Origin of the sequence: Nocardioides asiaticus (assembly GCF_040049175.1) — a bacterium.
Taxonomy (GTDB): Bacteria; Actinomycetota; Actinomycetes; order Propionibacteriales; family Nocardioidaceae; genus Nocardioides; species Nocardioides cheoyonin.
Genome location: NZ_JBDZDM010000006.1, coordinates 339,812 through 350,568, shown reverse-complemented (window position 1 = coordinate 350,568; position 10,757 = coordinate 339,812). Strand labels below are relative to the sequence as shown.

The window sequence follows — 10,757 nt, the reverse complement described above, 5'->3', positions numbered from 1 at the left end:
CGCATCGCCGCCACCCTCAACCAGCGGCCACGGCCTACCCTGGACCTACAGACCCCAGCCCAACGGCTGGCCCAGCTGCTCGACCAAGCAGCCTGACCCAGCGTTGCTTCGACCGATTGACCTCGCCCTGCTCGTATCCCACAGAAGTGGGGAAGTGGTCAGTCGTGGCCCGGGAAGTGCGGCCGCCAGGCGTCGGACAGCGTCCGCGGGACCCCCGGCTCGCCCCGCTTGAGCAGAACCCGGTGGATCCGCGCGAGCGTGTCGCCCGGCGTCTTGTAGATCCCCTTGGAGATGACGACGAGGATGCGCCACTCGTCATCGTCGATGGCCTCACGCCGCTCGAGGTCGGACTCCCACTGCTCGACCCGCTCGGCATGCTGGCGGCCGTCGTACTCGACGATCGTCCTGGAGCGGCGGTAGCTCAGGTCGTACTTCCGGAAGGCCAGCCCGTCCCCGACGAGCGCGTTGACCTCCGGCTCGGGCAGGCCCGCGAGCACGATGAGCATCCGGAGACGGGTCTCCATCGGTGAGTCGACGCGCTCGCGCACGTAGCCGACCGCCGTCCGGGCGAGCGCCGCTCCCGGCCCGGCGGCCTTGGCGCAGAAGGCGCGGAGTTCCTCGAGCCCGACCATCCCCTTTCGGACCATGTGGTCGCCGACCACGACCAGCTCGACGAGCGGCAACAGTGTCGCCAGCTCGAGGAAGCACTGCGCCGGGGCCGCGACGGCGACGCCGCCGATGCGGACGACGAGGCCGTTGCGAGCGAGGTGGCAGACGATGCCGTCGCGGTTGCGCCGGTTCTTCTCGTCGAGCACCGTCACGTGGTCCGCGGGAAGCGGTGGGACCGGCAGGCCGTGCACCCGGGCCGCGGTGGCGTGGCTGGCCCACGCCCTCGCGCCGAAGGGCAGTAGCGCGGCCTGGGCCTGAAGCAACGGCGTGACCTCGGTGGCGGCGGAGACGTAGACGCCGTGGAGGATCCGCCGGTACGCCGACGTGCGCAGTGCCTTGCCCAGGCCCGCCTTGATCCCGGCCGCCCGTGTGAACGGCCGCGTGGGGTCGAGGTCGGGGACAGGGTCGGCAGCCATGGCACGAGCATGCGCGATATCGGCCGACGACGCCGGCGACCATCCACAGGTGTCAGAACTCCGCAACTGTGGGGAAATGGCAGCCGCTGTGCGGGAGGTCCTCGTCAACTCCCTACAGATGTGCGGAAATGACGGAGGGCGGCGAGTCTCTCAGTGCGCGGAGGTCTTGTAGCGCTCGACGGAGGCCTCGATCTCCTTGATCGCCTCGGCCTTGCTGACCCAGTCGGAGCCCTCGACCTCCTTGCCGGGCTCGAGGTCCTTGTAGCGCTCGAAGAAGTGCTTGATCTCGTCGAGGTCCCAGTTGGAGACGTCCTCGATGTCCTGGTAGGCGTCGAAGCGGGGGTCGACCGGGACGCAGAGGACCTTGTCGTCGCCGCCCTTCTCGTCGACCATCCGGTACATCCCGATCGGGCGGCACTTGATCAGGCAGCCGGGGAAGACCGGGTAGGGCAGGATCACCAGCGCGTCGAGCGGGTCGCCGTCCTGACCGAGGGTCTCCTCGATGAAGCCGTAGTCGGCGGGGTAGGCCATCGAGGTGAAGAGGGTGCGGTCGAGGCGGAGCCTGCCGGTCTCGTGGTCGACCTCGTACTTGTTGCGCGACCCCTTCGGGATCTCCACCAGGACGTCGAACTCCAGCGACACTTTTCGAGCCTCCGCTATTACCGTCAGACGGCGCCTCGCCGCCAAGCTGTCGTGAACTGCGGGACCAGTGTCCATCACAATGGCCGCGGTCCACGCATCGAGGAGGATAACTGTGACCCCACCCGCGCACCGGCGGCGGTGGCCCTTCGTGGTCCCCGCCGTGGTCCTGGCGCTCGTCGTCGCAGCGGGCGGGGCGGCGTACGGCCTGGGCTGGGTGGACCACTGGCGCGGCACCGACGTACCGCCCGTCCCGAAGCGGCCGGAGCTGTCCATGACGCCGCTGACGCCCGGCGCCGGCGGCGTGGCGGAGCCGCACCTGACGGGGAGGCCGAAGGCGGAGGCCGTACGACGGGCGCTTGCGGGGCCGCTCGCCGACAAGCACCTCGGGCGGCACGTGCTCGCGGAGGTCGCGCCGCTCTCCGGCGACCCGGTGCTGACCCATGGCTCCGGTGTCGTGACCCCCGCCTCGATCACGAAGCTCCTCACCTCGACCGCGGCGCTCGCCAAGCTCGGCCCGGAGCACCGCTTCACCACCACGGTCACGCGCAGCGGCAACCGCCTGACCCTGGTCGGCGGTGGCGATCCGCTGCTGACGAGCGCCGACCTCGCCGCCCTCGCGGCCGAGACCGCGCGGTCGCTGCGGACGGCGGGCATCGGCCGGGTGCGGCTCGTGGTCGACGCCACGCTGTTCACCGGCCCGTCCGTGGACCCGCGCTGGAAGGCGTCGTACCTCCCCGACGAGGTCGTCGCCCCGATCAGCGCGCTCACCGTCGACGAGGCCCACACCGCCGGGTACGACGGGGAGGTGTTCACCGGCGACGACGGACGTGAGCGCCAGCCGGCCGTCGAGGCCGGCCAGGTCTTCGCCGCCAAGCTCCGCGCGGCCGGGGTCAGCGTCTCGGGGAGGCCGACCAAGGGCAGCCGGCAGGGCGGAACGATCGCCACGCTGCGCAGCGAGCGGCTCTCGAAGATCGTCGAGCACACCCTCGAGCTGAGCGACAACGAGGCGGCCGAGATCCTCGCTCGCCAGGTCGGCCGTGCGTACGGCGACGCGTCCTTCACCGGAGCGGTCGCCGGGGTCAAGCAGACCCTGGCCGGGCTGGGTGTCGACACCTCCGACATCACGCTGTACGACGGCAGCGGGCTCTCCCGCCAGGACCGGCTCAGCCCGGGAGTGGTGACCGCCGTGCTCCAGACCGCGGCGTCCCAGGACCACCCCGAGCTGGCCGCGGTGATCTCGGGGCTCCCGGTCGCGGGCTTCAACGGCTCCCTCGACGAGCGGTTCGAGAAGTCCCCCGGCGGCGACGGCTACGTTCGCGCCAAGACCGGCACCCTCACCGGCGTCAGCGGGCTCGCGGGGATCGTCACCGACCGCCGCGGCACCCCGATGGTCGTCGTCGTGATGGCGGACCGGATCAAGGAGCCCGACACCCTCGACGCCCGGGCCGCGCTCGACGACGCGCTCGCCTCCATCGCGACCTGCACCTGCTCGTGACCGGTGGTTGAGGAGGTTGCGCTAGCAACCGTCTCGACGGTGGTTGAGGAGGTTGCGCTAGCAACCGTCTCGACGGTGGTTGAGGAGGTTGCGCTAGCAACCGTCTCGAAACCATCCCTCCCGGCCGTCGGATACCGTCGGATCATGGGCAAGCACCGCGGCGATGATCCCGCCCCCTCGATGGTCGACTGGGACCTCGCCGTACGCCTCGGGGCACGGCTGGCCGGCGACGGTCCGCAGGTCGGCCGGGACGAGGCGGCCGCAGTGGTGGCGGAGCTGCGGGCGGACGCCGCGACGGCGACCGGCTTCGTGAGGGACTACACCGGCCTCGACGCCCGCGACAACACCGCGCCCGTGCTGGTGGTCGACCGGCGGGGCTGGATCCAGGCCAACGCCGACGCCTTCGCGACGGTGATCGCACCGGTCGTCGAGTCGCTCACGAAGAAGCGCACGCCGGGGCCGATCGCGACCACCGTCGGCTCGAAGGTGACGGGCGCGGAGGTGGGCGGCCTGCTCGGCTTCCTGTCGACGAAGGTGCTGGGCCAGTTCGACCCGTTCCACGAGCCGTCCGGCCGGCTGCTGCTCGTCGCCCCCAACGTCGTCCACGTGGAGCGCGAGCTCGACGTCGACCCCACCGACTTCAGGCTCTGGGTCTGCCTCCACGAGGAGACCCACCGGGTGCAGTTCACGGCCAGCCCCTGGCTGCGTGACCACCTCTTCTCCCAGATCACCGATCTCGCCGAGACGATGGACCTCAGCAGCTTCCTGGAGGACGGCATCCAGCGGGTCGCCGAGGCGGTGAAGGGCAACGGCAACCTCCTCGAGGCGGTCTCGAGCCCCGAGCAGCGCGAGATCCTCGACCGCGTCACCGGCGTCATGTCGCTGCTCGAGGGGCACGCCGACGTCGTCATGGACGGCGTCGGGCCGGGCGTGATCCCGACCGTCGACAAGATCCGCCGGAAGTTCAACGAGCGCCGCAAGGGCGTCGGCGCGCTCGACCGGGTGCTGCGCCGGCTGATGGGCCTCGACGCGAAGATGGCGCAGTACCGCGACGGCGCCAGGTTCGTCCGCGACGTCGTCGGCAAGGTCGGGATGAGGGACTTCAACGCCGTCTTCGCGGGCGCCGACAACCTGCCGTCCAAGGCCGAGATCGCCGACCCGGAGGCGTGGGTCCAGAGGGTGCTGTGAGGGCGCGGTGAGCCTCCCCCCCGCCGTCGCCGCCGTACGCCGCGGGGTGCGCGCGGCCCTCGCCGACCTCGAGCCCGGGCAGACGGTCATCGTCGCCTGCAGCGGCGGCGCCGACAGTCTCGCGCTGCTCTCGGCGGCCGTCTTCGAGGGCCACAAGGAGGGCCTGCGGGTGGTCGGCGCGACCGTCGACCACGGGCTGCAGCCCGGCAGCGAGGAGCATGCTCGCCACGTGATCGGGCAGATGGCGGAGCTCGGGGCCGACGAGACGGTCGGCGTACGCGTGGCGGTCGAGGGGCCCGGCCTCGGGCCGGAGGCGGCGGCGCGCCAGGCGCGGTACGCCGTGCTCGACCAGGTCGCGGAGCGGTTCGGCGCCCCCGTCGTACTCCTCGGGCACACCCGCGACGACCAGGCGGAGACGGTCCTCCTCGGTCTCACCCGCGGCTCGGGCGGACGGAGCCTGGCCGGGATGCGGCGCGGGTTCGACCGCTACCGGCGGCCGCTGCTCGACGTCTCCCGGGCCGACACGGAGACCGCGTGCCGGGTCGGGGGGATCGCGTACTGGACCGATCCGCACAACGCCGACGTCGCCTACACCCGCGCCCGCATCCGCCGGCGGGTCATGCCGCTGCTCGAGGAGGACCTGGGCCCGGGCGTCGCCGCGACCCTCGCCCGGACGGCCGACCAGCTCCGGGAGGACATGGACTTCCTCGACGACCTCGCCGAGCAGGCGTACGTCGAGCTGCTCGGCGAGGACCGCGCGCTGCGGGCCGAGGACCTCGCCGGGCTCGCGCCGGCGCTGCGCCGCCGGGTCCTGCGGCTGGCGGCGCTGGCCGGCGGCTGCCCGGCGGCGGAGCTCTTCCGCGAGCACGTCCTCGCGCTCGACGCGCTCGTCACCGACTGGCGCGGCCAGCGCTGGATCGACCTGCCCGGCCACCGGCGCGGCGTACGCCGGGAGGGCCGCATCGTCGTCGAGGCGGCACCCGGCGCGGCCCCCGGTTAGGGTGAGCCCATGGATTCGGCGAACGTCGGTGACGAGCTGGTCAAGGTCCTCTTCACCGAGGAACAGATCCACGAGAAGGTCCGCGAGCTCGCCCAGCGGATCGAGACGGACTACGAGGGCAAGGACCTGCTGATCGTCGGCATCCTCAAGGGCGCCGTCATGATCATGGCCGACCTCGCCCGGGCCTTCGACCGGCACGTCGAGATGGACTGGATGGCCGTCTCGTCGTACGGCTCGGGGACGAAGTCCAGCGGTGTCGTCCGCATCCTCAAGGACCTCGACACCGACGTCAGCGGCAAGCACGTCCTCGTCGTCGACGAGATCATCGACACCGGGCTCACCCTCACCTGGCTGACCTCGAACCTGACCTCCCGCGGCCCGGCGAGCGTCGAGATCGCCACCCTGCTCCGGAAGCCGGACGCCCAGCAGATGCCGGTCGACGTCAAGTACGTCGGCTGGGACATCCCCGACGAGTTCGTGGTCGGCTACGGGCTGGACTACAACGAGCGCTACCGCAACCTCCGCGACATCGGCACGCTCGCGCCGCACGTGTACTCCTGAGCGTGTCCACGGGCTCGACGTACGCAATGTCACCGGCTCGACGCACGCTCCGACTGGCGTTCGCGCGGCGTACGTCGGAGGATGGAGTGAACCCGCCGGGTGAAGGAATTGGGTACTGCCTGGGACAATAGGCATTGCTGAGACGTTGTACCGTCGTCAGTCCCCTTTTCGTAGATGGTCGGAAGAAGCCTGTGAAGCGCATTGTCAAGGGTCCGTGGCTGTGGATCGTGATCGCCGTGATCGGCGTTCTGCTCGCTCTGCAGTACCTCGCCCCCCACGGCGGTGGAGACGAGGTCTCCACCGGCCAGCTGGTCCAGTACCTCCAGAAGGACCAGGTCAAGGACATCACGTTCGTCGACGGTGACCAGCAGATCAAGGCCACCCTCGATGAGGGGGTCCGGAGCAGCGGCGACAAGGTCACGACCCACTGGGTCGACGGTGACCAGGAGACGTTGATCCAGCTGGCGCGCAAGCACGTCGACGACCCGAAGGACGTCAACTCCGAGGTCGCGCAGCCCTCGATCATCGGGTCGATCATCAGCTTCCTGCTGCCCTTCGTCCTGATCATCGTGCTCTTCCTCTTCCTGATGAACTCCGTCCAGGGCGGCGGCGGCCGCGGGGTCATGCAGTTCGCCAAGTCCAAGGCGAAGCTGATCTCGAAGGACATGCCGAAGACGACGTTCTCCGACGTCGCCGGCGTGGACGAGGCCGTCGAGGAGCTCGGCGAGATCAAGGAGTTCCTGCAGGAGCCGGCGAAGTTCCAGGCCGTCGGCGCCAAGATCCCCAAGGGTGTGCTGCTCTACGGCCCTCCGGGCACCGGCAAGACCCTGCTCGCCCGCGCCGTCGCCGGCGAGGCTGGCGTGCCGTTCTACTCCATCTCCGGCTCCGACTTCGTCGAGATGTTCGTCGGCGTCGGCGCGAGCCGCGTCCGCGACCTGTTCGAGCAGGCCAAGGAGAACGCTCCCGCGATCGTCTTCATCGACGAGATCGACGCCGTCGGCCGACACCGCGGTGCCGGCATGGGCGGCGGCCACGACGAGCGCGAGCAGACCCTCAACCAGCTGCTCGTGGAGATGGACGGCTTCGACGTACGCGGCGGCGTGATCCTCATCGCCGCGACCAACCGGCCCGACGTGCTCGACCCGGCGCTGCTGCGACCCGGCCGCTTCGACCGGCAGATCCAGGTGGACGCCCCCGACCTCACCGGCCGGCTCCAGATCCTGCAGGTCCACGCCCGGGGCAAGCCGCTGGCCGCCGACATCGACCTGACCAACGTCGCCCGGCGTACGCCCGGCTTCTCGGGCGCCGACCTGGCCAACGTCCTCAACGAGGCGGCGCTGCTCACCGCGCGCAGCAACCAGAAGCTGATCACCAACCAGAACCTCGACGAGGCCATCGACCGGGTGATCGCCGGACCGCAGAAGCGCACCCGCCTGATGAGCGAGAAGGAGAAGCTCATCACCGCCTACCACGAGGGCGGTCACGCGCTGGTCGCGGCGGCGCTGCCGCACAACGACCCGGTCCACAAGATCACGATCCTGCCGCGCGGCCGTGCCCTCGGCTACACGATGGTGATGCCGGACGAGGACAAGTACTCCCAGGCCCGCTCCGAGCTGCTCGACAAGCTCGCCTACATGCTGGGTGGCCGGGCCGCCGAGGAGATGGTCTTCCACGACCCGACCACCGGCGCCGGCAACGACATCGAGAAGGCGACCAACCTCGCCCGCGCGATGGTGACGCAGTTCGGCATGACCGAGCGGCTCGGCGCGATCCGGCTCGGCGAGGCCAACTCCGAGCCGTTCCTCGGCCGCGACCTCGGCCACACCCGCAACTACTCCGAGGACGTCGCCGCGGTCGTCGACGAGGAGACCAAGAAGCTCCTCGCCAACGCCCACCAGGAGGCCTACGACATCCTCGAGGAGAACCGCGACGTCCTCGACAACCTCGTGCTCGCCCTGGTCGAGAAGGAGACGCTCGGCAAGGAGGAGATCGCCGCGATCTTCGAGCCGTTGCGCCGTCGCCCGAGCCGTCCCGCGTGGACCGGCTCCTCGACCCGGCGGCCGTCCGACCGTCCCGCGGTGGAGATCCCGGAGTGGATCCTGGAGCGCGACAAGGCGGCGGCCAACGGCAGCAAGAACGGCTCCAACGGGAAGAGCCAGGACGGCGGCGGCATCCTGACCCCGCCGGGCTCCGGCGGCGACGTCCACGACCCGGGTCTCGCCGGTCCGGGCTCCTCGACGCCGCCGACGCCACCGTCGTCCTCGACCCCACCCCCGTCGACGGGCGCATGAGCCTGCGCGACGAGGACTTCGACGAGACCGGCCCGGTCGGCGTCCCTGACGTCGACCCCGCCGAGGTGCCTCCGTTCGACCACAAGCGCGCCGAGGCCGCCGTGCGCGAGCTGCTCATCGCCATCGGGGAGGATCCCGACCGCGAGGGGCTGCTCGACACGCCGGCCCGGGTCGCGCGGGCCTACGCCGAGCTGACCGTCGGCATCCGGCAGCGCCCGGAGGACGTCCTCACAACGACCTTCGACCTCGGCCACGACGAGATGGTACTGGTCCGCGACATCGAGCTGTGGTCGATGTGCGAGCACCACCTGGTGCCGTTCACCGGCGTCGCCCATGTGGGCTACATCCCGTCGGTCTCGGGCAAGATCACCGGGCTGTCCAAGCTGGCCCGGCTCGTCGACGTCTACGCCAAGCGGCCGCAGGTGCAGGAGCGGCTCACCACCCAGGTCGCCGACGCGCTCATGCGGATCCTCGAGGCTCGCGGCGTCATCGTCGTGATCGAGGCCGAGCACCTCTGCATGACCATGCGCGGGGTGAAGAAGGCCGGCGCCCGCACCATCACCTCCGCCGTACGCGGCACGATGCGCTCCAACGCCACCACGCGCGCCGAGGCGATGTCGCTCATCCGCGGCGGCACGAGGTAGTTCGCGCCCGGCTCTGACGGGCGCCCGTGTGGCGGATCCGGCGAGGCGAGCGCGGACGGGCAGCGATAGGTTCGGCGACATGTCCCTCTTCGAGGAGATCGGCCGCCCGCGGGTGATGGGCATCGTCAACGTCACCCCGGACTCCTTCTCCGACGGAGGCCGGTTCCTCGCGACCGACGACGCGGTCGCCCACGGCCGGGGGCTGCTCGCCGACGGCGCCGACATCCTCGACATCGGCGGCGAGTCGACCCGGCCCGGCGCGACGCGGCCGCTGGTCGGCGAGGAGCTGGCACGCGTCGTACCCGTCATCTCCGAGCTCGCCGCCGCCGGCGCCGTCGTGTCCGTCGACACGATGCGCGCGGAGGTGGCCGAGGCGGCGGTCAAGGCCGGGGCCCAGATCGTCAACGATGTCTCGGGCGGCCTCGCGGATCCGCGGATCCTGGAGGTCACCGCCGACACCGGCGCCGTCTTCGTCGCCATGCACTGGCGGGCGCACGGGTCGCAGATGCAGAGCAAGGAGTACCTCGAGTACGCCGGCGGCGTGGTGCCCCGGGTGAGCGAGGAGCTGCGCTCACGGGTGGACGCCGCGCTGGCCGCGGGGATCCCCGAGGACCGGATCGTCCTCGACCCCGGCCTCGGCTTCTCGAAGACCGCCGACCAGAACTGGGAGCTCGTCGCCCGGATCGGGGAGATCGCCGCGATCGGCTACCCGGTCCTGGTCGGCGCGAGCCGCAAGGCTTTCCTCGGCCGGCTGCTCGCCGCGCCGGACGGCACCCCGCGGACCGCGGGGGAGCGGGAGTTCGCCCATGCCGCGGTGAACGTGCTGCTGGCGCAGCGCGGAGCGTGGTGCACCCGCGTCCACGACGTACGCGCCGCTCGGGACGCTCTCGCCGTCGTCGAGAAGATCGGGGGACGCAGATGAGCGACGAGCTCGCGATCACGGGCATCGAGTGCTACGCGCACCACGGCGTCTTCGAGTTCGAGCGGCGCGAGGGACAGGTCTTCGTCATCGATCTCGTCCTCGGCGTGGACACCGCTCCGGCGGCCGCCTCGGACGACTTGCATGACACCGTCGACTACGGAAGTCTCGTCGCGAATGTGAAGGCCAGCGTTGAACGCGACCCGGTCGACCTGATCGAGACGCTCGCCCAGCGGATCGCCGAGGTGTGCCTCTTGGAGGTCCGTGTTGAATGGGTGCGTGTCACGGTTCACAAGCCGGACGCGCCCATCGACGCGACGTTCTCGGACGTCGCGCTGACGATCCTGCGGAGGCAGAACACGTGACTGAGAGCCCCAACCCGAACATCGTCGATGCCGACACCCTCACTGGTGAGATGCGGCCGATCCGTCGGGCGGTCCTCTCTCTCGGGTCCAACCTCGGCGAGCGCTTCGCGAATCTCCAGGGCGCCGTCAACGCGCTCGCCGACACCCCCGATGTGTGGCTCACCGCCGTCTCGCCCGTCTACGAGACCGAGCCGGTCGACGCGCCCGAGGGGTCGGGCCCCTTCCTCAACGCCGTCGTACTCCTCGACACCACGCTGTCGGCCCAGCGGATCCTCGACCGGGCGCTCGCGATCGAGGACGCCTTCGAGCGGGAGCGCTCCGACGTCACGAACGCCCCGCGCACCCTCGACGTCGACGTCATCGTGGTCGGCGACCGGATCAACGACGACGAGACGCTGACGCTGCCCCACCCGCGCGCCGCCGGCCGGGCGTTCGTCCTGCGCCCGTGGCTCGACCTCGAGCCCGAGGCCGAGATCCCCGGCGCCGGCAAGATCGCCGAGCTCCTCGAGAAGGCGGACCAGAGCGGAGTCGTACGCCGTGACGACCTCGCTCTCGAGGTCTCGTGAC

At 70.9% G+C, this 10,757-nt stretch carries 11 protein-coding genes; 9 read left to right on the top strand and 2 right to left on the bottom strand.

From position 1 onward, the window contains the following. Positions 1 to 158: 158 nt before the first annotated feature. Both ABLE53_RS21810 and ABLE53_RS21805 read right to left on the bottom strand, forming a co-directional pair. On the bottom strand, positions 159 to 1,085 hold the full coding sequence (locus tag ABLE53_RS21810) for a DUF559 domain-containing protein (RefSeq protein ID WP_348861254.1): 927 nt from the start codon (positions 1,083 to 1,085) through the stop codon (positions 159 to 161). A gap of 150 nt (positions 1,086 to 1,235) precedes the next feature. Further along, positions 1,236 to 1,721: an inorganic diphosphatase gene (locus ABLE53_RS21805; protein ID WP_348861265.1), complete on the bottom strand. Its 486-nt coding sequence runs from the start codon at positions 1,719 to 1,721 to the stop codon at positions 1,236 to 1,238. Positions 1,722 to 1,839: 118 nt separating this feature from the next. On the opposite strand from ABLE53_RS21805, the gene dacB reads away from it, so the two are divergent. The 9 genes from dacB (at position 1,840) to folK (ending at position 10,756) form a co-directional block, all read left to right on the top strand. Next, entirely contained in the window at positions 1,840 to 3,222 is a 1,383-nt protein-coding gene (gene dacB, locus ABLE53_RS21800; protein WP_348861253.1) for a D-alanyl-D-alanine carboxypeptidase/D-alanyl-D-alanine endopeptidase, read from the top strand. Between the two features lie 144 nt (positions 3,223 to 3,366). After that, positions 3,367 to 4,410 (top strand): zinc-dependent metalloprotease, encoded by a 1,044-nt coding sequence (locus ABLE53_RS21795; protein ID WP_348861252.1) that lies wholly within the window; start codon positions 3,367 to 3,369, stop codon positions 4,408 to 4,410. Between the two features lie 7 nt (positions 4,411 to 4,417). Beyond that, positions 4,418 to 5,410 (top strand): tRNA lysidine(34) synthetase TilS, encoded by a 993-nt coding sequence (gene tilS / locus ABLE53_RS21790; RefSeq protein WP_348861251.1) that lies wholly within the window; start codon positions 4,418 to 4,420, stop codon positions 5,408 to 5,410. 9 nt (positions 5,411 to 5,419) lie between these two features. Next, entirely contained in the window at positions 5,420 to 5,971 is a 552-nt protein-coding gene (hpt, locus tag ABLE53_RS21785) for a hypoxanthine phosphoribosyltransferase (protein WP_348861250.1), read from the top strand. 191 nt (positions 5,972 to 6,162) lie between these two features. Then, positions 6,163 to 8,262, top strand: a complete 2,100-nt coding sequence (gene ftsH, locus ABLE53_RS21780) for an ATP-dependent zinc metalloprotease FtsH (RefSeq protein WP_348861249.1) — start codon at positions 6,163 to 6,165, stop codon at positions 8,260 to 8,262. After that, positions 8,259 to 8,906 (top strand): GTP cyclohydrolase I FolE, encoded by a 648-nt coding sequence (gene folE, locus ABLE53_RS21775; RefSeq protein WP_348861248.1) that lies wholly within the window; start codon positions 8,259 to 8,261, stop codon positions 8,904 to 8,906. The genes ftsH and folE overlap by 4 nt, the downstream gene beginning before the upstream one ends. A gap of 79 nt (positions 8,907 to 8,985) precedes the next feature. Next, entirely contained in the window at positions 8,986 to 9,828 is an 843-nt protein-coding gene (gene folP, locus ABLE53_RS21770; protein ID WP_348861247.1) for a dihydropteroate synthase, read from the top strand. Further along, positions 9,825 to 10,190 carry a dihydroneopterin aldolase gene (gene folB, locus ABLE53_RS21765; protein WP_348861246.1) on the top strand — a complete coding sequence of 122 codons (366 nt, stop codon included), beginning with the start codon at positions 9,825 to 9,827 and terminating at the stop codon, positions 10,188 to 10,190. The genes folP and folB overlap by 4 nt, the downstream gene beginning before the upstream one ends. Continuing rightward, positions 10,187 to 10,756: a 2-amino-4-hydroxy-6-hydroxymethyldihydropteridine diphosphokinase gene (gene folK, locus ABLE53_RS21760; RefSeq protein WP_348861245.1), complete on the top strand. Its 570-nt coding sequence runs from the start codon at positions 10,187 to 10,189 to the stop codon at positions 10,754 to 10,756. Before folB ends, folK begins: the two co-directional genes overlap by 4 nt. The last annotated feature ends 1 nt before the right edge of the window (position 10,757 follow it).